Below are 22531 nucleotides of genomic sequence, written 5' to 3' on the forward strand. Positions count from 1 at the left end.
CGGTCGGGGTGTCGGTAGGCGGCGACCATCCGTTGGTAGATCCACCAGGTCACCTCGACTTCAGCGTGATCGTCGGTGGCGAACAGGGCTTCCAGGCGCGTCTTCTGCTTGTCGGTGAGCAGGTCTGCGCCGGTGTGCAGGATCCGTCGTGCTCGGTAAAGGGGGTCGTCCTTGCGGCCGCGGCTTCCGTGGATGGCTTGCTGGACCCGTCGTCGGCAGCGGTCCAGGGCGTCGCCGGCCAGCCGTACGACGTGGAAGGGATCCATGACCGCGACCGCGTCGGGGAGCTCTTCGGTGGTGGCGGTCTTGAAGCCGGTGAACCCGACCATCGCGACCACCTCGACGGCGTCGCGCCAGGACTGCTCACGTTCGGCGAGCCAAGTCTTGAACGCTTGCTTGGAGCGACCCTCGACCATGTCCAGCAGCCGCGCTGGGCCGGTGCCGTCACGAATCCCGGTGAGGTCGATGATCACGGTGACGTACTTGTCGCCGCGCCGCGTGTGGCGCCACACATGCTCGTCGACACCGATGGCGGTGACGCCGTCGAACCGGGCAGGATCGTCGATCAAGACCCTTCTGCCTTCGGCCAGGACCGCGTCGTTGGCGGTGTTCCACGCGACCCCGAGCCCTTCGGCAACCCGGGCCACCGTCAAGTGCTGACACACGATCGCCTCGAGGGCCCACCGCAGCCCCCGGCGCGACAGCTTCGCCCGCGGCGCAGCCGCGCTGCTGGTGTCTTTGGCGCCACACGTGGCCGCAGCCCGTGCACCGGTAGCGACGCACGGTCACCAGCAACGTTGTCGGCCGCCAGCCCAGCGGCTCGTGGGCCAACTCCCGGGTCACCGTGTCCCGCGGCGACCCTTCGCCGCCACACCGTCGGCACCACTTGTCCGCCTCGACGATCCGGCAGGCCAGCACTGCACGATCGGGATCGAGTCGTTGGCCTGTGACTTCCAGACCGAGCTCATCGAGCCGGCAGAACTTGGTCAGATCAGGGCAAGCGAAGGTAGCGTCAGACAAGTCGAGGTCTTCCAGATGGCGAGCGTCAGAACTGCCATCATCGGGAGGCCTCGACGGCTACCCAGCCACCGCCCCCACCTCAGCCACTACACCGTCATCTGTGATGAGCCGCTTTGACAAGACGGACTACCCCGCGGGTGTGCTAGCAAGGCGATGGTGTGTCCTGGGTCTTGCGAATGCGGACTAGTGGATTCTCGTGCCACGCGAGCCTTCAGCAGGCGGCGTGGAACACGCGGGTACCCGCCGAAGTTCAGGCGGAAGGTCCTAGACCAGCTGGAGCCAGGGGATTGGCCAACGAGTGCGACTGACCGAAAGCCTCGACGGGTCCGCCTCGGGATGCACGCAAGGGGGCTCAGGCCTGGCGGCTAGTGTCGCCTCCACCCACCCGCGGTATCCCATCGGGGCTACGGCGTCAGCCGGTGCAGGTCGCGGGGAAACAACGTGACCTCCCGGACGTTGGTCGCCTCGATGAGACGCGCCACCCAGCGCTCCAGCCCGATCGCGAAACCACCGTGCGGCGGCATACCGTGCTTGAACGCCTGGAGGTATGCCGCGTAGTCGGCCGGGTCCTCGCCGCGGGCGCGGATCGCGGCGTCGTAGTCGCTGGGCCGGTGCAACCGTTGGCCGCCCGTGACGAGCTCGAGTCCGCGGAAGATCAGGTCGAAGCTGTTGGACCACTGCGGGTCGCTCGGCTGCGGGTGGGTGTAGAACGCCCGCTTGCGCATCGGGTAGCCCTCGACAGCCAGGAAGTCCGAGCCGTGCTCGGCCAGCGCCCACGCACCGAGCGCGCGCTCGTGCTCGGGTGCGAGGTCGGGTTCGTCGACGGGAGCGCCGACCAGCTTGAGGGCGTCGGCGAAGTGGATGACCGGGATCTCGTCGGGCACGGCGGGGACGACCGCGCCCGTGCGTTCGAGAGCAGGTGCGGCGTACGCATGGAGAGCGGCGACCATGCCGGCGAGCACCTCGCGGAGCACGGCGAGCACGTCGCGGTGGTCGTGGATGAAGCCGAGCTCGACGTCGAGCGAGCGATATTCCGCGAGATGGCGGACGGTGTCGTGCGGCTCGGCGCGAAAGACCGGCCCGACCTCGTAGACGCGCTCGAAGACACCCACCAGCTGCTGCTTGTAGAACTGCGGGCTCTGCGCGAGGTAGGCCGGCCGGCCGAAGTAGTCGACGGCAAAGACGTTGGCGCCCGACTCGGTGGCCGACTCGACGAACTTCGGCGTCGCGATCTCGGTGAAGTCAAGACCGTCGAGCGTTGCTCGGAACCCGCGGAGCGACGCGGCGGCCAGCTCCCACTTCGCCCGCTGCGCCGGGTGACGCCAGAGCACGGGGGCGTGGTCGAGCAGCGTAGGCAGGGAGACGTCGAGGGCGGGCCGCCACAGCTCAGCGGCCGGCGTCACGGCCGGCTCGGTGAGGGCCTCGATCGTCGCCTCGGTGAGCTCGACGCCGCCCGGCGCCTGTGGGTTGGCGGTCGCCGTACCGACGACACGCACAGTCGTCTCCTCCGGCGGCACCTCGGTGCCGGCCGGCAGCACGACCTGGGCGAGGCCCGTGCGGTCGCGGACGACGAGGAAGGTGATGCGCGCGAGCTCGCGGCGCCGGTGCACCCAGCCCTCGAGGGTGATGACCGAGCCGGGCTCGGCGGTGGGCAGGGATGAACAGAGTGATCTCATGACGACCTCCAGTTGGCGTGGCCCTGGAGGTGTGGACGGGGGCAAGGTCGCGGTGCCACCACACCTTTGCCGGCTCTGTTCGCCGGCCTCTCGTCGGTCACGCCGGACGCACGGACGACCGAAGTGGTGCGGGGGTTGTCAGTCCCCTCGGTCGACGCGTCCCATGGTGACGTCGGCAGGACGCGAAGGCAAGTCGGTTGTCGGCCCGGACGGCGCGATCAGCCGGCGAACGTCCGGCGGTAGTGGGAGGGAGTCATCGAGACCGCGCCGGTGAAGAGCCGGCGGAAGGTGCTCGTGTCCGCGTAGCCGACCCTGCGGGCGACCTCGGCCACGCTGAGGTCGGTGCCCTCGAGCAGTTGTCGGGCTCTCGCGACACGGGCGGACTGCAGGAAGTCCAGCGGGGTCTGGCCCGTCTCGTTGCGGAAGCGTCGCAGCAGGGTGCGCGTGCTCATGTGGTGCGTGGCCGCCAGTGCCGGCAGGTCGTAGCGCTCCGCCATGTGGTCCACGAGATGGCGCCGCACCTCGGTGGAGAAGTCGCGCCTCACTCGCTGGTGGAGCGTGTCGTCGACGTACGGGGACTGCGACGAACGGCCTTGCTTCGTCAGGGTGATGTTCGAGGTGGGGCGCGCGACCGCCTCTCCCGCGTGCAGCCGGACCAGGTGCAGGGCGAGGTCCACCGACGCGCTGAAGGCGCCGGTCGTCGTGATCGGGCCGTCCTCGACGAGCATGGCCCGAGGATCGACCGTCGCTTCCGGATGACGCCGAGCGAGGTCGTCTGCGAAGAGCCACGACGTGGTGGCTCGTCGACCGTCCAGCAGTCCGGCAGCACCGAGGAGGAAAGCCCCGACGCAGACACCGGCGATGGGGATGCCGCTGACCGCCACACGCTGGAGGAGCTTGACGTCTGCCGACCGCTCCAGCAGGCGATGGTCGAGGTCCTGGCCGGGATCGAGGTCGAAGCCGGGGACCACGAGCAGGTCGAGGGCGTAGTCGATCCGTCGTGCTCGGACTTCGACGCCGTTGGCCGCGCGCACCTGACCGGGCCGGGCGGCGTGGATCGAGGTCCGGAACGGTTCCGGTTGCCCGGTGTGGAAGGCGACCCGGTTGGCGACGGCCAGCACGTCGACGAGGCCGAGGCCCTCGGACGCCAAGCATCCGTCGTAGAGCAGGACCCCGATACGGGTCGCCGACCGTGGCATGTGGCGAAATTACCTCGAAACATGGCAATTGCGCCACTAGCGGAGACCTGTCGCCGCCGGAGAGCATGAAGAACCGGCACTCGCCGGTGGAGACCGAGGAGACCAGATGAGATTGACGATCCTGCTGTTTGACGGGTTCACCGCGCTCGACGTGGTCGGCGGCTACGAGGTGTTGGCCAACGTGCCGGGCGTGGAGGTGGAGTTCGTCGCCGCCACACCCGGAGTCGTCGCCGCGGACACACGGCGCCTGGGCCTGCTGGCCTACCGGAGCCTGGATGAGGTGTCCTCGACGGACATCCTCTACGTCCCCGGTGGCCCCGGGGTGGTGGCCACGATGGCGGACCCGGCGATCTGCTCGTGGATCGCGCAGGTGCATGCGACGGCGACCTGGACGGTCGGGATCTGCAACGGGGTCGGGCTGCTGGCAGCGGCAGGCGTGCTCGACGGTGGCGTGAGTGTCACGACCAACTGGGGCTGGCGCGAGCGGATCGCGTCGTACGGCGTCGAGGTGGTCCCCGAGCGGTTCCACCGTGACGGGTCGGTGATCACCGGCGCTGGGGTCTCAGCCAGCATCGACGCGGCTCTCTTCCTGGCCGCCCTGATCGCGGGTGAGGACGTCGCGCGCCTGGTCCAGCTCGGCATCGAGTACTTCCCGGAGCCACCCGACTTCGCCCGGGCCTCTCTCTCAGAGGTGTCGGACGAGGAGAAGGAGCTGTTGCTCGCCATCGAGGAGGGCCCGATGATGGAGCGTCTGAGCGCGGCAACCCTGCCTCTCGAGGCGACCGCCCGATGAGCCTCCTCGCGAGTGACGAGCTCATGGTCCGCAGCTCACAGCGCTCGGAGCGGCTCCGCCTGCTGAGCCACTCCACCGAGCCAGCGCTGAAGGCCGTCGTGCTCACCTGCGCCGACCATCGCGTCGACCCGGCCCACGTGCTCGGACTCGAGCCGAACGACGCCGTCGTGCTGCGCAACCCCGGGGGACGCGTCACCGGTGACGTCGTGCGCAGCCTGCTCGTCCTGTCGGCGGTCGCTGCGGTCGAGCAGCTGAGCGGCGGCGTCGAGATCATCGTGATGCACCACACCGACTGCGGAATGTCCCGGCTCGGCGGCCCGGAGCATCGCGGCCTGCTCGCCGACTACCTCGGCACGACAGCCGACGGCCTCGCGGAAGTCCCGGTCATCGACCCGGCGCTCAGCCTGCGGCACGACGTCGCTGCCCTTCGAGCGCTGGTCGGTACGACCCCGGTGATCGGCCTGCTCTTCGACGTGGGGTCCGGCACGGTCCATCGACTCGAGTGATGCGTGCTGGGCTCAGCCCACCAGGTATCGGTTCGTGTGGTGGGTCACGAACCCGAGCCGCTCGTAGGCCGCGATACCGGCGTCGTTGTCGGTCTCGACGTGCAGCCACGCGGTGGTCGCGCCCAGCGCCGCTCCCCAGTCCAGGAGGTCTGCGATCACCTTCGTCCCCAGCCCCTGACGACGGCGCGACGGCTCGACGAAGAGTGCGTGGAGGCCGAGCCAGTCGCCGTCGAGGGCGGCCTCCCCGCGGGCCACGACGACCGGGCCGTCGGCGTACTCCACCAGGCAGCGCCCCTCGGACTCCGTGAGGCGGCCCTCCCCGGGAGCGGGACCGGCGGCGCGCAGGGCGCGGGAGACCGAGGCGAGCTGGCAGTGCGCGTCGCCGCTGCCCAGCGGGGTGAACCCGAGCGGCGCGAGGGCGGCCTCGATGTCGCCGTCGGCCTCCACCTGGATCATCGGGGTCTGACCGAGCTCGGCGTAGAAGGACCGGACCTGCTGGGCCGCATTCGCCAACGGCACCCCGGGGTCGGCCATCGCCAGCGCCGAGTTGCCCCGCCGCCGCAGCCGCCCACCGAGCGGAGGTGCGGTCCGCAGCACCCAGCCGCCCAGGGGCTGCGTGGTGAGCTCCGGCCAGATCGAGGCGACGTGCATCTCGACGTCATGGGCGGAGACGCGGTGGCGCACCGACGGGCGCGGGGGGACGGGCTTGCCGGTGACGATGTCGGCGATCGCCACCTCGACCGGGCCGCGGTCGGAGCGGATCACCACGGTGTCCGCCCCCCATGACGTGCAGATGCCCAGCACGTCGGTCGCCCGACCGTCGGGCAGGAGGTGACGGACCACGACCCGCTGGCCGACGACGTGCGGGCCGAGGGCGTGCCGTCCCACGGTCGGGGGTTCCGGCGCGTCGGTCATGACGGGATACTAAGGTTGCCTGCGTCCCACCCCGTGCCCCTGTAGGAGGAACCGGTGACCTACGTCATCGCCCAGCCGTGCGTCGACCTCAAGGACCGCGCGTGCGTCGACGAGTGTCCGGTCGACTGCATCTACGAGGGCAAGCGCATGCTCTACATCCACCCCGACGAGTGCGTCGACTGCGGCGCCTGCGAGCCGGTGTGCCCCGTCGAGGCGATCTTCTACGAGGACGACACGCCGGAGGAGTGGAAGGAGTACTACACGGCCAACGTGGACTTCTTCACCGACCTGGGTTCTCCCGGGGGCGCCGCCAAGATGGGTGAGATCGACAAGGACCACCCGATCGTCGCTGCGCTGCCTCCCCAAGAGCACGCGGAGTGAAACCTGAGCGCGCCAGCGCTCAATCGGCACCGTCGGTCTCGACCCGACTGCCCGACTTCCCGTGGGACAAGCTCACGGCCCACGCCGCCACGGCGCGCGCGCACCCTGATGGCATCGTCGACCTCTCGGTCGGCACTCCCGTCGACCCGACCCCCGAGGTCGTCCAGGCCGCCCTGTGCGCGGCGGCGGACGCGCCCGGTTATCCCACGACCCTCGGTCTTGAGGCGACGCGTCAGGCGGCGATCGACTGGTTGGCGCGCCGCTTCGGCGTCACCGGCCTCGGTCTGGACGGCGTGCTGCCGGTCATCGGCTCCAAGGAGCTCATCGCCTCGATGGCCCTGCACCTCGGCGTCGGCGCCGGTGACCTGATCGGCTACCCCGCCCTCGCCTATCCCACCTACGAGGTGGGCGCGGCCCTGGCCGGCGCACGGGCGATGGCCACCGACTCGCTGACGTCCTTCGGCCCCGAGACACCCAAGCTGCTGTGGCTCAACTCGCCCTCCAACCCGACCGGTCGGGTGCTCCCGATCGACCACCTGCGCAAGGTCGTCGACTGGTGCCGCGAGCGCGGCACGATCCTGGTCTCGGACGAGTGCTACCTCGAGCTCGCCTGGGACGCTGCGCCTGGTTCCGGGCCCATCAGCGTGCTGCACCCCGATGTCTGCGGGGGCTCCCACGAGGGGATCCTGAGTGTCCACTCGCTCTCCAAGCGCTCCAACCTCGCGGGCTACCGCTGCGCGTTCGTCGCCGGCGACCCCGCCCTCGTCGGTGAGCTGCTCGCCGTACGCAAGAACCTCGGCCTGCAGATGCCCGCACCTCAGCAGCGGGCGATGATCGCCGCGCTGGAGGATGACGCGCACGTCGTGGAGCAGCATGCGACGTACGCCGCACGCCGGGCCCGGCTCCGGACGGCGCTCGAGGGCGCCGGCTTCACCATCGACCACTCCGAGGGCTCGCTCTACCTGTGGGCGACCCGGGACGAGGCGTGCTGGGACACGGTCCAGTGGTTCGCCGACCTCGGGATCCTCGTCGCGCCGGGGGAGTTCTACGGCGCGGCGGGCCGCCGGCACGTCCGGGTGGCGTTCACCGCCAGCGACGAGCGCGTGACGGCAGCGGTCGAGCGCCTGCCCAGCTGACTCGGCGGCCAGGACGGGCCGGTCACGGGACCTGTTCGACCGAGATGTAGCGGTCATCCCTGTCCGGCTGGCCGTACGCCCGGTCGCGACCCGGCCCCCCGTCCAGGACGTCGGCGCGCAAGGAGCCGGCAAAGGTGTCGTTGCCGCCGAGGCCCTGCGCGACGATCGGCAGGTAGTTGTGGGTGTAGATGGTGTCCGGGCCGTTGGTGCCGCGGACGAACCACCGCTTGCCGTCAGTGGCGTTGATGTGCTCGAACCCGGGCACGCGGAGGCGCACCGTGACGCTTCCCGCCTTGGCGCGTGCGGTCCCCGCGCCCAGGTCCACGTGGGCGACGACGTTGCGCAGCAGCCGCTGACCGTCGTGACCGAAGTAGAGGTAGAGCTGGTCCCGACCGGCCCCGCCCGAGACGACCTGTCCCTTGCCGGACAGCGCCGTGTCGCTGACCGTGTCCTGGCTCGGGCCGCCCCCCAGCTGGTCGAGGCCGCCCCCGCCGTTGAGTTGGTCCTGCCCGGGCCCGCCGCGAGCGACGTCGTCGCCGTCAGAACCATGGAGGCTGTCGCTCCCAGGACCGCCCAGCAGCACGTTGCCGACGGTGTCCGACAGGAGTCCGGCGTTGTCCGCGCCGCCGATGTAGTCGTCTCCGCCGCCCCCATCGATGTGGTCGCCGCCCCCGAAGCCGAAGAGCTGCTGGTCCTCGTCGGTGCCGACAAGGACGTCGTCGTGGTCGCTGGCAAGGACCCGGAGTACCTCGCCCACCACCTGGTCGGTCCCCTCGCCGACGGCCGCGCCGCCGGGCAAGTCCAGGACCACACCGGCTGTCGAGCCGCGGAAGGACAGCACGTCGTTGGAGCCGCCGGCGCGAGGGTCGGCACCGGGGTCCAGCAGGTCGTCGCCCGGGCCGCCGGTGAGGGTGTCGCCGACGAAGTCGAAGGCGGGGGGCCTGATGGCCACTTTGCTGTCGGTGCCGCCGTGAAGCCGGTCAGATCCCTCGCCACCATCGAGGCTGTCTGCCCCGGCAGACCCGCAGATGACGTCGTCACCGCCGAGACCGTCGATCTCGTCGTCGCCGTCGAGCCCGTCGATGACGTCGGCGCCCGGCGTCCCCAGCAGGACGTCATCGGCCGGCGTCCCGCTGATCGTGGGGGCCGCGCACGGTCCCGTGGCGGCGCTCGAGGGAAGCGCTGGCTGGATCAACACCGACACCATCAGCACGGAGAGCGTGACGAGCGAGGCCACGGCGGCTCTGAGGGCCACGACGCGCCTCCTAGTCCTGCGGCCGGCCTTCGAAGGCGACGGCATCGCTGACCCTCACCGCGTCGACGCCGGCCAGCCGGACGATCGAGAGGTCGCCGCTCTCGCCACGGAGCATCACACCCTGCCCGTCGGCGGCGCTGACCTGTCCGACGAGCCACTCGCCGCCGACGAGGATCTCGACCCCCATGCCCTCGTCCTGGGCACGCCGCAGAGCGGTGCCGATCGTGTAGACGACAGCAGCGAAACCGGCCATGGGGTGCCTCCTGGTTGAGGTCGTGCGCGACGGTGCGGGTGCAGCGATCGTAGGCGACGACAGCGCTCAGTCGGCTCAGTCGGCGACATCGACGTGGACGTGATCGCGGTGCTCGAGGATCGCCCGGTCGCCACCGGAGGAGGAGGGCACGTCGTAGTTCGTCCAGCCATCATCGGAGCGCGACCCGGCGTGCCAGATGCGGTCGTCGAAGATGATGGTGTTGATCGAGAGGCGATCGGACTGTGCCACCAGGTAGGACGCGATCGCCCAGCCACGCTTGCGGTTCTCGGCGTTGATCGGGCGCACGAAGACGTCGATCGCCCGTCCCTCGTAGTGCGCCGAGCCCGACATGTGGCCACTCGAGACACCGCCTGGTTGGAAGCCACCGAGCGACAGGCTGCCGAAGACCGAGTCGAGCTCCTCGCGCACGACTGCCGCCCGCTTCACCAGCCCGGCGTCGTCGAGACCGTCGCTGGACTCATCCGCGTCCCCGCTCGTCTCGCACCAGAAGGCGCGGGGGCTGTTGCCGGTGAGTGCGGAGGCGAGAGCACGGGCGTCTTCCTCGTGGTCGGCGTAGGCGTCGGGGTAGGCGGACCGCTGCACGGCCTGGGCCGCCTCGGTGATCGCCATCGTCTCGTAGCCGCCGATCTCTGCCAGCGCGTCGTAGAACGCGTGGGTGGAGTAGGTCGGGTCCCGGATCTGCTCGACCGTGCCCCACCCCTGGGACGGTCGCTGCTGGAACAGCCCGACCGAGTCGCGGTCGCCGTAGTCGAGGTTGAGGATGTCCGACTCCTGGTAGGCCGTCGCCAGGGCGATGCTCGCGGCGCGGGCCGGCAGGCCTCGCTGGACCGCGATGGCGGTGATCAGGGCGGCGTTCTCCGCCTGCTCCTGCGAGAGCTCGACCCGCACGCCCGCCACCTCGGCCGTGCACCCACTGGGTCGCGACAGGGGCCCGACGTCGCCCTCGACCAGGGCCCGCCCGGCCACGAAGACCAGCGCGGCCGCCAGGCCGACGCCCACCAGCTTCCCGGCCGTCGTGAGTCGCGGTCTCGTGCCGCGTTGTCCAGCCACGGCTCAGCTGTTGCTGTGCAGAGCAGCGTTGAGCGTGATGCCGGTGCCGACCCGGTCGCGCGCCTCGACTGCGCCCGTCTGGCTGTTGCGGATGAAGAGGACGTTGTCGGCGCCGGAGAGCTCCTTCGCCTTCACCACCGTGCCATCGGGCAGCGTCACCTTGGTGCCGGCAGTGACGTAGAGCCCCGCCTCGACCACGCAGTCGTTGCCGAGCGCGATCCCGATGCCGGCGTTGGCACCGAGCAGGCACCCCTTGCCGATGCTGACCCGTTCGGTGCCCCCACCGGACAGCGTGCCCATGATGGAGGCGCCGGCTCCGATGTCGGACCCGTCGCCCACGACGACCCCGGCCACGATGCGGCCCTCGACCATCGACGTGCCCAAGGTCCCGGCATTGAAGTTGATGAAGCCCTCGTGCATGACCGTGGTGCCGCTGGCGACGTGGGCGCCGAGGCGCACGCGGTCGGCGTCGGCGATCCGCACGCCGCTGGGCACCACGTAGTCGACCATCCGCGGGAACTTGTCCACACTGAAGACCGTCAGGTGGTGGCCGGCCGCCTTGAGTCGAGCCCGGGTGAGCTCGAAGCCGTCGACCGCGCAGGGGCCGGCGCTGGTCCACACCACGTTGGTGAGGAGGCCGAAGACGCCGTCCAGGTTGATCGAGTTGGGCACCACCAGTCGCGTGGACAACAGGTGCAGACGGAGCCAGACATCGGCCGTGTCGACCGGCGCCGCGTCGAGGTCCTCGATCTCCACCAGGCGCACTTCTCGGCGTACGCCGCGGAGCTCGTCCTCGCCGGCCAGGGCGGTCAGCGACGCGGGAGCCTGGCTGCCGTCGTGCTGGCCGAGCGCCGGGGAGGGGAACCACACGTCCAGGACGGTGTCGTTGGCGTCGAGGGTGGCAAGGCCGTAGCCGCAGGCAGGAGTCACGCCGCCAAGCCTACGGACTGGCCTCGCGCGGGCCGCCGCAGCTCCTGCTCAGCGCACGACCGAGTCGGTGAAGGTGGGCCGACCTCTGCCGAGGAAGAAGATGCCGGGGAAGTTCTCGAAGCCCAGGCTCGGGTTGCGCTCCAGCACCGAGGAGTCGACCGACAAGGTGCCGGTGCGGTCGTTGCTGACGAAGAAGACGGCGCCGCCGCCCTCCTTCGCGCTGTTGCCCACGATCGTCGAGCCCATCAACCGGATGTGGAAGGTGTTGCCGTCGGCGTAGATCGCGCCGCCGCTCCCGCCGCCGGGCGTGCCGGCCTGCGCCGGGTTGGCGCCGCGACCGATCGCGCGGTTGTCGGTGAAGGTGCTGTCGACGATCCGCCACGACACCCCGATCGAGGACAGGGCGCCGCCGTTGCTGCAGACGCCGCCCGTGAAGGTGCTGCGCCGGACGACGACCGGTCGGTCGCGGCTCTGGTCGAGGACCCGGACCGCGGCGCCGCCGACGTCGGGTCCGGTCGCGGTGCAGCGGTTGTCGACGAAGTCGGCGTTGACGATCCGCAGGCGCCCGCCGCGCACGGACACGGCGCCGCCGCTGCCGTCGGCGAGGTCGGAGGAGGACGCGTAGCCGTCACGCAGCGTGATGTTCTTGATCACGAGCCGTGGAGTCGCTTGGTCGTCGCAGTGGTCGGTGGTCCAGATCAGCGTCTCGTCACACGTGTCCTGGCGCAGGATCCGCCGCTTGCCGCCACCGCTGAGGGTCACGAGCCCACCACCGTCGATGACCACGCGTTCGCTCGTGTTGAGCACCTCCGCGGTCTGCTGCATGACGATGGTGACCGGGTCGGGCCCGCAGGCGAAGCGGATCACCCCACCGCGCCGGACCGCGCGCACGACCGCGGCCGACGTGCAGCCGGTCGGCGTACCGTCTCCGACCACCTGATCGGCCATCTGATTTGCCATCGTGCTTCGAGGCGTCGCGGCGGCCCCGACTGGTGCGGGCGTGGCCGCGGCAGGACCCGCGCACGACAGAAGGATGGCGACCAACGCTGCGAGGCCCTTCACTGTCCCGCCCGCCCGTCGATGCACTCGCGGATCAGGTCGGCGTGGCCGCAGTGTCGGGCGTACTCCTCGACCATGTGCACGATGATGTCGCGGACCTCGGTGGGCTCACCGTGGACGTCGACAATCTTGTCGAGATCGGTGCGGTCCAGGACCTCGCGCGCGTAGGCGACCTCCTCGCGCCACAGCGCCCAGGCCTCCTCGACCAGCGCATCGTCGGTCTCGCCCTCCCAGGTGAAGCCGGCGTCGAGGGCCTCGTCCTGGAACATCCGGGGGATGTCCATCCGCTCCTCGATCACGCGCCGGAACCAGCTCTGCTCGACCCGTGCCATGTGGCGGACCATCCCGAGCAGCGACATGTTGGACGGCGGCACGGACCGGGTCCCGAGCTGGGCGGGTGTCAGCTCCTGGCACTTCAGCTCAAGGGTGGTGCGGTACACCTCGAGGTAGCCGACCAAGGTGTCCCGCTCACCGCGCACCGGTCCCGCTTTGGCGCGGGGGTCCTGGTCGCGGGGGAGCCAGCTGCCGTCGTACCCGGGGTGTGCCATGCCCCCAGCCAATCACGTCTGCGGCGGCTGAAGGTCAACTGATTCGCGCTGCCGCGCGCGGGCGCCGTACGATCCTCGACAAGGCGTCCGAGCCGTCATCAGCGGCGAGCCTTCCGGAAGAACAGTCCCCGCGCGCCGGCGGCGGACCCACTAGAACCGGACGGGTGGCCCGTCACAGCCAACAACGAGCGGCACCGCCCCAGAGGCGGCGCAAGCGAGGTGGTACCGCGGCATCCGTCGTCCTCGTGGCCAACAGCCCGAGTGAGAACGACGCCCCGCAGGAGTCCCACGATGACCTACCCCAAGGTCTCCCACATCTCTTCGACCACGGTCACCAGCGCGCCGAACTTCCCGGCGATCGAGGAGGCCGTGCTGGCCTTCTGGGACGCCGACGGCACCTTCCAGGCCAGCATCGACCAGCGTGACGCCGAGACCGACGGGGAGTTCGTCTTCTACGACGGCCCACCCTTCGCCAACGGCCTGCCGCACTACGGCCACCTGCTCACCGGCTACGTCAAGGACCTGATCCCGCGCTACCAGACCATGCGAGGCAAGCGCGTCGAGCGCCGCTTCGGCTGGGACACCCACGGCCTGCCGGCCGAGCTCGAGGCGATGCGCCAGCTCGGCCTGAAGACCACCGACGAGATCCACGAGCTCGGCGTGGAGAAGTTCAACGCTGCGTGCCGCGAGTCCGTGCTGAAGTACACCGGCGAGTGGCGTGACTACGTCACCCGGCAGGCACGCTGGGTCGACTTCGAGAACGACTACAAGACCATGAACCCGGAGTTCATGGAGTCGGTCATGTGGGCCTTCAAGCAGCTCCACGACAAGGGTCTGATCTACGAGGGCTTCCGCGTCCTGCCCTATTGCTGGAACGACGAGACGCCGCTGTCCAACCACGAGCTGCGGATGGACGACGACGTCTACAAGATGCGGCAGGACCCGGCGGTCACGGTCGGCTACGACGTCACCACCCCTGGGGACCTCCACCACGTCAAGGTGCTCGTCTGGACCACGACTCCGTGGACGCTGCCCTCCAACTTGGCCGTCATGGTCGGGGAAGACATCGACTACGTCGTGGTGGAGTCCGCGTCGCCCACCGGCGCGGCCGAGCGCTACCTGATCGCCGAGGCTCGCCTGGCGTCGTACAAGCGCGAGCTCTTCCCCGACCACGACGAGCCGACGGTCGTCTCGCACCACACGGGTGCCGACCTGGTCGGCCTGGAGTATGCCCCGCCGTTCTCCTACTACGCCGGCCACGAGCGCGCCTTCCGCCTCGTGCCTGCCGAGTTCGTCACGACCACCGACGGCACGGGGCTGGTGCACACCGCCGGCGCCTTCGGTGAGGACGACAAGGTCGTCACCGACCGCGAGGGCATCGAGGCGGTCATGCCCGTCGGCAAGGACGGCCGGTTCACGGCACCTGTCGATGAGTACGCCCGGATGCTGGTCTTCGACGCCAACCCGCACATCATCGACCACCTCAAGGCGGCCACCCTCGGCGAGCCCGGGGGAGCGGTCACGCCCGGCACCGTCCTGCTGCGCCGCGAGACCTACGACCACTCCTACCCGCACTGCTGGCGCTGCCGTGAGCCCCTCATCTACAAGGGCGTCTCGTCGTGGTTCGTCGAGGTCACCGCGGTCAAGGAGAGGCTGCTCGAGCTCAACGAGGACATCCGCTGGGTGCCCGACCACATCCAGCACGGGTCCTTCGGCAAGTGGCTCGAGAACGCCCGCGACTGGTCGATCACCCGCAACCGCTTCTGGGGCTCGCCGGTGCCGGTGTGGAAGTCCGACGACGAGGCCTACCCGCGTCTCGACGTCTACGGCTCCTTCGAGGAGATCGAGCGCGACTTCGGCCGGCTTCCGGTCGACCCGAGCGATCCCTCCGGCACCCCCGACCTGCACCGTCCGTTCGTCGACGAGCTGACCAGGCCCAATCCGGACGACCCCCGCTCGCCCGAGGAGGGCCAGTCCACGATGCGTCGCGTCGATGACGTGCTCGACGTGTGGTTCGACTCGGGGTCGATGAGCTTCGCCCAGGTGCACTACCCGTTCGAGAACGCCGACTGGTTCGAGGGGCACTTCCCCGGCGACTTCATCGTCGAATACATCGGTCAGACCCGCGGCTGGTTCTACACGATGCACGTCCTGGCCGGCGCGATCTTCGACAAGCCCGCCTTCTCGACCTGCGTGAGCCACGGCATCGTGCTCGGCAGCGACGGGCAGAAGATGAGCAAGTCGCTGCGCAACTACCCCGACGTGCGCGAGGTCTTCGACCGCGACGGCGCCGACGCGATGCGCTGGTTCCTGATGAGCTCGCCGATCCTGCGCGGCGGCAACCTGATCGTCACCGAGCAGGGCATCCGCGACTCGGTGCGGCAGGTGTTGATCCCGCTCTGGAACAGCTGGTACTTCTTCAGCCTCTACGCCAACGCTGCACAGAAGGACGGCGTGTCGTACGACGCAGTGCGGAGCACCACCAGCGCCCACCCGATGGACCGCTACGTCCTCGCGAAGCTGCGCGACTACGTCGAGACGATGACCGACCAGCTCGACAACTACGAGGTCGCCGGCGCCTGCGACTCGACGCGCTCGTTCCTCGACGCGCTGACGAACTGGTACATCCGCCGGTCACGCGAGCGCTTCTGGAACAGCGACTCGACCGACGCCTTCGACACCCTCTTCACGGTGCTGGAGACGGTCTGCCGTGTCACGGCACCGCTGATGCCACTCGTCACCGAGGAGGTATGGCGCGGCCTGACCGGCGGGAGGTCGGTGCACCTGACCGACTGGCCGCTCGCCGACGAGCTGCCTGCCGACCCCACCCTCGTCGCGGCGATGGACTCCATCCGCGACGTCTGCTCCGCAGGCTCCGCGCTGCGCAAGGGCGCGAACCTGCGCAACCGGCTCCCGCTGGCGTCGCTCACCGTCGTCGTGGCCGACCCCGAGCGGCTGGCGCCCTTCACCTCGATCGTCGCCGACGAGCTCAACGTCAAGGACGTCCGGCTCCTCGACGTCGACACGGACGAGGCGCACGCGTACGGCGTCGAGCAGCGTCTCACCGTCAACGCACGTGCGGCCGGTCCACGCCTCGGCAAGGACGTGCAGCTCGCGATCAAGGGCTCGAAGTCGGGGGACTGGTCGCTCGCGGAGGACGGGACCCTCACCGCCGGCGGGCTGGTGCTCACCGACGGCGAGTTCTCGCTGGAGACCGTGGCTGCCGACACAGGCGCTGACACGGCCACCGGCGTGCTCCCGGGTGGTGGCTTCGTCGTGCTCGACACCGCGCTCACCCCCGAGCTGGAGGCAGAGGGCGTGGCACGCGACCTGGTCCGCTCGGTGCAGCAGGCCCGGCGCGAGGCAGGTCTCGACGTCAGCGACCGCATCGCGTTGACGGTCTCCGGGCCGCCTTCGACACTCGAGGCCGCCAGGACGCACGAGACGCTGCTCGCCCAGGAGACGCTCGCCACGACCGTGTCGTACGCCGAAGCGCCGGCCATCGGCGTCGAGGTGGCCCGCGCCTGAGAGGGCTTCCGATCCCATCGTCGGACAACCGCTGCGTCGGACACACGCCGGACGTCCGACGACCCGGTCGTTGTGGGAACCACAGCGTCGGACGTCCCGGTGGACGTCCGACGATCTGGCTGGGGCGGGGTGGCGCCAGGGGTGGTTGGCAGGAAATCGTCGGAAGCCTGCCGTCCTGCCACTGTCGCGGTGACGGCGCCGAGTCGAGACTCCTGTCATGTCCAGTGATCAGCTTCTTCTCGCCGCCGTCGACAAGTACTTCCGCGCGCTGCATGCGTGCGACACAGACCTGCTTGACGAGGTCTTCCATCCCGCGGCGTCCCTGTTCGACGTCGACGGCGGGGAGGTCTGTGTCGACCCGCTCGCCTCTTGGCGTCAGGACGTCGCCACCCGGCCCTCGCCCGCGTCCGCTGGCCAGGCGCGCGAGGAGGAAGTCGTCTCCGTGCTCTGGCTCTCCCCGGACTGCGCCACGGTGCACGTACGCCTCCGCGTGCTCGACGAGGTCTTCGTCGACCACCTCTCGTTCGTTCGGGACCGCGACTCCTTCCGCATCGTGGCCAAGACCTGGCACCTCGAGCGCACGCTGGCCACGACCGTGTCGTACGCCGAAGCGCCGACCATCGGCGTCGAGGTGACCCGCGCCTGAGCTGCCGGCGCCGTCCGCCAGGGTCGCGGGCGCTGATCCAGTGCTGCTACCGAACAGTCACGGGGTCTGACGCTCTGGCAACCCCCTGACTGTTCGGTAGCGCTGCGCCGACGGCGTCGAGAGTGGCTCCGCGCCCGTGCGTTCCGCCGCTACCGGACCACCTTCAGCTTGGCCTTCTTCGTGCTCTGGCCGGTGCTCGCCCTGACGACGTAGCGGCCGGGCTTCAGCTTCTTCTTGCCGATCTTGGCGGTCAGCCTGAAGGTGTTCTTGCCGGCGCCCAGGGTCCTCACGAGCTTGGCGACAGGCTTGCGCGCGCCCTTCATCTTGACGGTGAACGTCACCTTGGCGGGGGCGGTCAGGACGACCGTCGCCTTCGTCTTCCGCTTCGCCGCGCTGTCGGAGCCGACGGCACGGATCCTGGCCGGCTCGAGCCTGAACCCAGTGATCGCCGGCGCTACGCCGATGGGTGGGACCACCGCTGGGGGCACGGTCGGCGGGGCCGGTGGAGCGGGCGCCGCTGCGATGGTGATCGTGGCCGTTCGCGTGGTGGCGTTGCCCACCGCATCGGTGAGCGTCACGGTCACCTCGTAGGTGCCGGCTGCGGCGTAGGCGTGGCTCACCGAACTCCCGCTGCCGTTGGCGCCGTCACCGAAGGTCCAGCCGATGTCGGCGATCTCGGACCACGAGTCCGAGGCGCTGACCGACATCGTGACGGTCTGTCCGGCCGTCCCGGTCAGCGGGACGGCCAGCGATGCGACGGTGGGGCCGGCCGCATCCAGTCCGACAGCCTGGACCCGGTCGAAGAAGCCGTCGAAGCGAAGCCAGACCGCGATGCTGTTCCCGGCGGGGTCGACAGCGATCTGCGGGACCTGGCCGTTGCGACCGTTGGCCGAGAGCACCGTGGCGTTGGACCAGTTGGAATCAAGGGGTCGGGAGCTGGCTTCGACGCGGTCCCAGGTGCCGTGATCGCGGACCCACACTGCGGTGGTGGTGCCGTTGGCGTCGGCGGCGAGCTGCGGCGTACGGGCGTCGCTTCCGGCGACCGACAGGGTGTCCGGGATCACCTTCCAGCCAGCCGCGGCCGGACGGGTGCTGGCCTGGATGCGTTCGTTGCTGCCGTCTGATCGCGACCAGATGGCAGTGAGGTTGCCGGCCGCGTCATAGGCGACATGCGGGTCCGTGGCCGACTGGCCGGCCTCGGACAGCGGCACGGCCGCGGCCAACCAGTTCAGTCCGTCACGTCTGGTCCTGGCCTGGACGCGGTAGTGCGCCCCCTCCAGCTGCCGCCAGACGGCGGTGACGTCGCCGTCTGCGTCGACCGTGACCTCCGGAGCACGCGACTCCGCCCCGGCGGGCGAGATGGTCATGGCGATCGGCCAGGAGCCGTTGGTTGAACGGGTGCTGGCCTGGATGCGGTGGGTGCCGTCGAAGCGTGCCCAGACGGCCGTGACACCGACTCCGGACGGACTGGCATCGACGTGGAGGTCACGGACGCTCTGGCCGGCCTCGGAGAGGATCGTGGCCGCTGACCAGCCACTTCCTGCGGAACGCGTGCTGGCCTGTGCGAGGCGGCTGCCACCGATGAGCTTGTTCCAGACGGCGGTGGCGTTGCCTTCCGCGTCGACGGCCACCTGACGATCGCCCACATCATCCTGAGCAGCAGACGCCAAGGTGACGGGCATGGCGATGAGTCCACTGGCGAGCCGGATCTGGGCCTGGATCCGGTCGGTCACCCCGTCCGACTGGTGCCACACGATGGCGACGGTGCCCTCTGGATTGGCGGCGATCTGCGGCCGGATCGCGTCCTGGCCCGCCGGTGAGATCGTGAACGGGGCGGACCAGACGCCACCGGGAGGGCGGGTGCTGGTCTCGACGCGTGAGTTGGAGCCGTCGCTCCGGGACCAGACGGCAGTGGCCCTGCCGGCGGCATCGACCACCACCTCGGGCGCGAAGGCTGCGCCACCGAAGTCGGAGATGTTGGTGGGCGCCAACCAGGTCGGCGCGGCCGCTGCGGGTGGCACGGTGAGGATCGTGGCGGTGAGGACGAGCAGGATCAGGGTTGCGAGACGTGAGCGCCGGGCCATGACGTGTTCCCCCTGGGGTGGCTGACGGCTATTGCCGCAGCAGGAGACTCGAAGCGCAAGTGGTGGTCCAGACCGGTGGACAGGAAGAGACGTTGCCGCGTCACCGGGCTCGATCTCCGGGCTGGTGCTCCAGGAGGGCGAGTTCTCGCTGGCGACCGAACGCGGGACACCTGTTCAGCTGTCAGCGGCTGCCCACCAAGCTGAAGAACACGGCCGCGAACGATCCGACCAGCAGGGTCGGCAGGGGCACGAGCCACACCGGCAGGCGGGGGAGATCGCTCCACACGAACCCGACGACCAACCCCGTGAGCAGGAACGGCACTGTGGCTTGGCCGATGTTGTAGGCGACCGCGTCTCCGCCAAAAGCGATGCCGAAAAGGGTCGCCCCGACCAGCGCGGCCACCAGCGAGATGACCACGGTGGTACGTCGTCTACCCGGCGGGCGCTGGTTCGGTTTGCTCCACAGCTCCCACCCAGTAGGCGGCGGACCCCAGGCCGGGTCTGGCTGCCACCCGGGCCCGGGCTGCCAACCAGCCGGAGGTGTCGGCCAGTTCGGCGGCGGGTTGTAGCGCATGGGTGGTTCCTGTCTTCCGGCCGATCCCGAGCGGTTCGTCGGGGCATCATTCCACTTCGGTCCGCGCGTCCGACGATCCGGTCGTCGGCTCCAACGTCGGCAGTTCGCGACCGCGCTGCCCCCGCTGAGCGCGACGCAGTGCGCCGTACCCCCGAACTGCCGACGCATGGTCTGGCTGTGGAGGTCATCAAGGCTGGACGCTCAGCCCAGCGACACCACCACGGTGGGTACGGGCACGTCGACACCCATCGGGGTCTCGACCTCGGGCGTACGCGTGGTGACGTCGTCGCGCACGTCGAAGACGACCTCGCCGGTGTGCTCGATGCTGGCCATCAGCATGCCTTGGACCTTGGGTCCGTGGCCCATCAAAGGGATGAGCGCGACGTCGGCGGCGTCCGACCAGCGCAGGGTCGCAGCGCTGCTGCGCAGTCCCTTGGTCGTGCACCCGGAGAGCGCAGGGGGAGTGACGGCCAAGGTCTGCTGCTCGCCGCGTCTGCGCAGCTCCAGGCACACCCGGCCGAATCCGTCGGGGTCGGCCATCCGGTAGGTGGCCCGAGCTTGATGGCGGCGGTCCGGGCTGGTCTTCCACGGACCGGCCCACGAATAGACGAAGTCGTGCTTCACGACGTGCTCATGGCACCCGTCGAAGGCGTCAGGGTCCCATCCCCGCACCCCCGCCAGGGCGCGCACACCGGCATGGACGACCTCGAGGGCCAATGCGGCGCGTCCGGCGGCGTCCATCTCCTGGATCGACGAGGGGAGCGTGACGAACGCCCGCTCCGGGCCGTCGTCGGGCTCCTGTTTCCACAACGTGAGCCGGACGTCGGTCGGGTCGAGCCCTGCGGTCACGGAGATCCAGAGCGAGCTGCGGGGCCCGTCGACGTGGACCTGCTCCAAGGCCTCGGTGTAGAGGGCGACGACGGGACGCGCCGCCCGGAGGAAGGCGTCGGTTGCTGGATCCCCTGGCTGCTGGGGATGGCCGCCCCACATGCGGTCGGGGAACCCGGTCTGTGGGTAGGTCTCCACGGTGCGAAAGCGAGCCATGCGACGCATGGTGGCAGACCGCGCCGTACCCCGGCCGCCGACTCGAGGTCCTGGGCGGTTCCAGTCATCAGTTGACGGCGACCGCCCACGACCTTGCCCTGTACGGCGAATGGTTGGATGAGTGCCATGAGCCTTGACCTGACTCTGGACCTCGCGAGCGACGCCGTGACCCTGACCGAACAGCTCGTCAACATCGAGTCCGTCTCCCACAACGAGGCCGCGATCGCCGACGCCGTCGAGCAGGCGCTCAGCGTCCTGCCACACCTCACGATCACCCGGCGCGGGCACACCGTGGTGGCGAGGACGGACCTCGGCCGGGGTGAGCGCGTGCTGATCGCCGGTCACCTCGACACGGTCCCGCTCAACGACAACCTCCCCGCCCGGCGCGAGGACACGGAAGACGGCGGGATCCTGCACGGCCTCGGCACCTGCGACATGAAGGGTGGCGACGCGGTGATGCTCAAGCTCGCCGCCGACGTGCCCGAGCCCAACCGCGACATCACCTTCATCTTCTACGAGGCCGAAGAGGTGGACTCGGTCCACAACGGCCTGCGCCTGCTCGCCGAGAGCGACCCGGAGCTGATGACGGCCGACTTCGCGATCCTGATGGAGCCCAGCAACGCGAGCGTCGAGGCCGGCTGTCAGGGCACCATGCGTGCTGACGTGCGCACGACGGGGGAGCGCTCGCACTCGGCGCGCAGCTGGAAGGGTGTCAACGCCATCCACAAGGCGGCGCCGATCCTGACCAGGCTCAACGATTACGTCGCGCGCCAGCCCGTGATCGACGGCCTGACCTATCACGAAGGGCTCAACGCCACCGGGATCAGCGGGGGCGTCGCCGGCAACGTGATCCCCGACGAGTGCGTCGTCCAGGTCAACTTCCGCTTCGCACCCGACCGCGACGCAGCAGACGCGGAGGCGTTCGTCCGCGACTTCTTCGAGGGGTACGACGTCACGGTCACCGACATGGCCGTGGGTGCCCTGCCCGGGCTCGACCGACCCGCCGCGAAGGCATTCGTCGAGACCGTGGGTGGCGAGGTGGCGCCGAAGTTCGGCTGGACCGACGTCGCCAGGTTCACCGCCCTCGGCGTACCAGCCGTCAACTTCGGCCCCGGCGACCCGATGTTCGCCCACAAGCAGGACGAGCACGTGCCGATGGAACACATCACCCGCTGCGAGCGGGTCCTCAAGGAGTGGCTGGCATGAGGGACGAAGGCACGACCGCCGACGAGCGATTGCTCGACCGCGGCCAACTGGACACCCACACAGACATGTGGCGCGTGCTGCGCATCCAGTCCGAGTTCGTCGAGGGCTTCGGTGCACTGGCTGCGATCGGCCCCGCCATCGGCGTGTTCGGTTCGGCTCGGACCCCGGCGGGCCACCCGGAATACGCCCAGGCCGAGCAGGTCGGACGACGGCTCGCCGAGGAGGGCTTCGCCGTGATCACGGGCGGTGGACCAGGGGCAATGGAGGCAGCCAACAAGGGGGCCAACGAAGCGGGCGGGCTCAGCGTCGGGCTCGGCATCGAGCTGCCCTTCGAGACCGGGCTCAACCAGTGGGTCGACAAGGGCATCAACTTCCGTTATTTCTTCGCTCGCAAGACCATGTTCGTCAAGTACAGCCAGGGCTTCGTCGTGCTGCCGGGCGGCCTCGGCACCTTGGACGAGCTCTTCGAGGCGCTCACGCTCGTCCAGACCCAGAAGGTGACCTCGTTCCCCGTGGTGCTGCTCGGCAGCGCCTACTGGCAGGGCCTCGTCGGCTGGCTGCGCGACACCGTCCTCCAGGAGGGCAAGATCACCGCCGCGGACCTCGACATGTTCACCGTCACCGATGACGTCGAGCTGGCTGTGGAGCTCATGGTCAAGGCTCGCCAGGGCCGTATCAAGACACCTGCCGCCGAGCGGCCGGAGTGA

General features: G+C 69.9%; 20 protein-coding genes and 1 pseudogene. 8 read left to right on the top strand and 13 right to left on the bottom strand.

Annotated elements, in window-relative coordinates; all coding sequences use genetic code 11:
* The 3 genes and pseudogenes from VNJ48_RS22255 to VNJ48_RS22265 all read right to left on the bottom strand — a co-directional run.
* Positions 1–1020: pseudogene (locus VNJ48_RS22255) on the bottom strand (ISL3 family transposase); the annotation flags it as partial.
* A gap of 404 nt (positions 1021–1424) precedes the next feature.
* Positions 1425–2696, bottom strand: coding sequence for an aspartate--tRNA(Asn) ligase (gene aspS, locus VNJ48_RS22260; protein WP_325605985.1), 1272 nt, complete (start codon positions 2694–2696; stop codon positions 1425–1427).
* Between the two features lie 218 nt (positions 2697–2914).
* Positions 2915–3895, bottom strand: a complete 981-nt coding sequence (locus VNJ48_RS22265) for a GlxA family transcriptional regulator (protein ID WP_325605986.1) — start codon at positions 3893–3895, stop codon at positions 2915–2917.
* A 106-nt stretch (positions 3896–4001) separates the two neighbouring features.
* Between VNJ48_RS22265 and VNJ48_RS22270 the strand changes: the two genes are divergently transcribed.
* Together VNJ48_RS22270 and VNJ48_RS22275 are read left to right on the top strand one after the other, a co-directional pair.
* Complete coding sequence (locus VNJ48_RS22270; RefSeq protein ID WP_325605987.1) at positions 4002–4688, top strand: DJ-1/PfpI family protein; 687 nt, start codon at positions 4002–4004, stop codon at positions 4686–4688.
* Entirely contained in the window at positions 4685–5194 is a 510-nt protein-coding gene (locus VNJ48_RS22275) for a carbonic anhydrase (RefSeq protein ID WP_325605988.1), read from the top strand. The genes VNJ48_RS22270 and VNJ48_RS22275 overlap by 4 nt, the downstream gene beginning before the upstream one ends.
* A 12-nt stretch (positions 5195–5206) precedes the next feature.
* Here VNJ48_RS22275 and VNJ48_RS22280 read toward each other — a convergent pair whose 3' ends face one another.
* Complete coding sequence (locus VNJ48_RS22280; RefSeq protein ID WP_325605989.1) at positions 5207–6109, bottom strand: GNAT family N-acetyltransferase; 903 nt, start codon at positions 6107–6109, stop codon at positions 5207–5209.
* A 54-nt stretch (positions 6110–6163) separates the two neighbouring features.
* On the opposite strand from VNJ48_RS22280, the gene fdxA reads away from it, so the two are divergent.
* Positions 6164–6490 (top strand): ferredoxin, encoded by a 327-nt coding sequence (fdxA, locus tag VNJ48_RS22285; RefSeq protein WP_325605990.1) that lies wholly within the window; start codon positions 6164–6166, stop codon positions 6488–6490.
* Positions 6487–7626 (top strand): succinyldiaminopimelate transaminase, encoded by a 1140-nt coding sequence (dapC, locus tag VNJ48_RS22290; protein WP_325605991.1) that lies wholly within the window; start codon positions 6487–6489, stop codon positions 7624–7626. The genes fdxA and dapC overlap by 4 nt, the downstream gene beginning before the upstream one ends.
* Before the next feature lie 22 nt (positions 7627–7648).
* On the opposite strand, the gene VNJ48_RS22295 is transcribed toward dapC, so the two are convergent.
* The 6 genes from VNJ48_RS22295 to VNJ48_RS22320 all read right to left on the bottom strand — a co-directional run bounded on the left by VNJ48_RS22295 (position 7649) and on the right by VNJ48_RS22320 (position 12742).
* Positions 7649–8881 (bottom strand): hypothetical protein, encoded by a 1233-nt coding sequence (locus VNJ48_RS22295; protein ID WP_325605992.1) that lies wholly within the window; start codon positions 8879–8881, stop codon positions 7649–7651.
* A 10-nt stretch (positions 8882–8891) separates the two neighbouring features.
* Entirely contained in the window at positions 8892–9134 is a 243-nt protein-coding gene (locus VNJ48_RS22300) for a hypothetical protein (protein ID WP_325605993.1), read from the bottom strand.
* A 75-nt stretch (positions 9135–9209) separates the two neighbouring features.
* Positions 9210–10205: a hypothetical protein gene (locus tag VNJ48_RS22305; RefSeq protein ID WP_325605994.1), complete on the bottom strand. Its 996-nt coding sequence runs from the start codon at positions 10203–10205 to the stop codon at positions 9210–9212.
* Between the two features lie 3 nt (positions 10206–10208).
* Positions 10209–11135, bottom strand: coding sequence for a 2,3,4,5-tetrahydropyridine-2,6-dicarboxylate N-succinyltransferase (gene dapD / locus VNJ48_RS22310; RefSeq protein WP_325605995.1), 927 nt, complete (start codon positions 11133–11135; stop codon positions 10209–10211).
* A 48-nt stretch (positions 11136–11183) separates the two neighbouring features.
* Entirely contained in the window at positions 11184–12083 is a 900-nt protein-coding gene (locus tag VNJ48_RS22315) for a hypothetical protein (protein WP_325605996.1), read from the bottom strand.
* A 110-nt stretch (positions 12084–12193) separates the two neighbouring features.
* On the bottom strand, positions 12194–12742 hold the full coding sequence (locus tag VNJ48_RS22320; protein WP_325605997.1) for a DinB family protein: 549 nt from the start codon (positions 12740–12742) through the stop codon (positions 12194–12196).
* Between the two features lie 291 nt (positions 12743–13033).
* Here VNJ48_RS22320 and ileS point away from each other — a divergent pair, with 291 nt between their 5' ends.
* Entirely contained in the window at positions 13034–16270 is a 3237-nt protein-coding gene (gene ileS / locus VNJ48_RS22325) for an isoleucine--tRNA ligase (protein WP_325605998.1), read from the top strand.
* A 217-nt stretch (positions 16271–16487) separates the two neighbouring features.
* On the top strand, positions 16488–16916 hold the full coding sequence (locus VNJ48_RS22330; protein ID WP_325605999.1) for a nuclear transport factor 2 family protein: 429 nt from the start codon (positions 16488–16490) through the stop codon (positions 16914–16916).
* Positions 16917–17065: 149 nt separating this feature from the next.
* Here the strand turns inward: VNJ48_RS22330 and VNJ48_RS22335 are convergent, their stop codons facing one another.
* The 3 genes from VNJ48_RS22335 to VNJ48_RS22345 form a co-directional block, all read right to left on the bottom strand.
* Entirely contained in the window at positions 17066–19000 is a 1935-nt protein-coding gene (locus VNJ48_RS22335; RefSeq protein WP_325606000.1) for a PKD domain-containing protein, read from the bottom strand.
* A 181-nt stretch (positions 19001–19181) separates the two neighbouring features.
* The gene (locus VNJ48_RS22340; RefSeq protein ID WP_325606001.1) at positions 19182–19418 is read right to left on the bottom strand and encodes a hypothetical protein; all 237 of its coding nucleotides are present in this window, start codon (positions 19416–19418) and stop codon (positions 19182–19184) included.
* A gap of 357 nt (positions 19419–19775) precedes the next feature.
* The gene (locus VNJ48_RS22345) at positions 19776–20618 is read right to left on the bottom strand and encodes a hypothetical protein (protein WP_325606002.1); all 843 of its coding nucleotides are present in this window, start codon (positions 20616–20618) and stop codon (positions 19776–19778) included.
* A gap of 117 nt (positions 20619–20735) precedes the next feature.
* Here VNJ48_RS22345 and dapE point away from each other — a divergent pair, with 117 nt between their 5' ends.
* Positions 20736–21824, top strand: coding sequence for a succinyl-diaminopimelate desuccinylase (gene dapE / locus VNJ48_RS22350; RefSeq protein WP_414689977.1), 1089 nt, complete (start codon positions 20736–20738; stop codon positions 21822–21824).
* The gene (locus VNJ48_RS22355; RefSeq protein WP_325606004.1) at positions 21821–22531 is read left to right on the top strand and encodes a TIGR00730 family Rossman fold protein; all 711 of its coding nucleotides are present in this window, start codon (positions 21821–21823) and stop codon (positions 22529–22531) included. The genes dapE and VNJ48_RS22355 overlap by 4 nt, the downstream gene beginning before the upstream one ends.

The sequence above is a fragment of the Nocardioides sp. genome, from assembly GCF_035576065.1.
In the GTDB taxonomy this organism is placed as follows: Bacteria; Actinomycetota; Actinomycetes; order Propionibacteriales; family Nocardioidaceae; genus Nocardioides.

Coding starts and splice junctions, on each gene's coding strand:
- aspS (WP_325605985.1), bottom strand. CDS start 2,696: ATGAGATCACTCTGTTCATCCCTGCCCACCGCCGAGCCCGGCTCGGTC.
- VNJ48_RS22265 (WP_325605986.1), bottom strand. CDS start 3,895: ATGCCACGGTCGGCGACCCGTATCGGGGTCCTGCTCTACGACGGATGC.
- VNJ48_RS22270 (WP_325605987.1), top strand. CDS start 4,002: ATGAGATTGACGATCCTGCTGTTTGACGGGTTCACCGCGCTCGACGTG.
- VNJ48_RS22275 (WP_325605988.1), top strand. CDS start 4,685: ATGAGCCTCCTCGCGAGTGACGAGCTCATGGTCCGCAGCTCACAGCGC.
- VNJ48_RS22280 (WP_325605989.1), bottom strand. CDS start 6,109: ATGACCGACGCGCCGGAACCCCCGACCGTGGGACGGCACGCCCTCGGC.
- VNJ48_RS22300 (WP_325605993.1), bottom strand. CDS start 9,134: ATGGCCGGTTTCGCTGCTGTCGTCTACACGATCGGCACCGCTCTGCGG.
- VNJ48_RS22315 (WP_325605996.1), bottom strand. CDS start 12,083: ATGGCCGATCAGGTGGTCGGAGACGGTACGCCGACCGGCTGCACGTCG.
- VNJ48_RS22320 (WP_325605997.1), bottom strand. CDS start 12,742: ATGGCACACCCCGGGTACGACGGCAGCTGGCTCCCCCGCGACCAGGAC.
- ileS (WP_325605998.1), top strand. CDS start 13,034: ATGACCTACCCCAAGGTCTCCCACATCTCTTCGACCACGGTCACCAGC.
- VNJ48_RS22330 (WP_325605999.1), top strand. CDS start 16,488: ATGTCCAGTGATCAGCTTCTTCTCGCCGCCGTCGACAAGTACTTCCGC.
- VNJ48_RS22335 (WP_325606000.1), bottom strand. CDS start 19,000: ATGGCCCGGCGCTCACGTCTCGCAACCCTGATCCTGCTCGTCCTCACC.
- VNJ48_RS22345 (WP_325606002.1), bottom strand. CDS start 20,618: ATGGCTCGCTTTCGCACCGTGGAGACCTACCCACAGACCGGGTTCCCC.
- dapE (WP_414689977.1), top strand. CDS start 20,736: ATGAGTGCCATGAGCCTTGACCTGACTCTGGACCTCGCGAGCGACGCC.
- VNJ48_RS22355 (WP_325606004.1), top strand. CDS start 21,821: ATGAGGGACGAAGGCACGACCGCCGACGAGCGATTGCTCGACCGCGGC.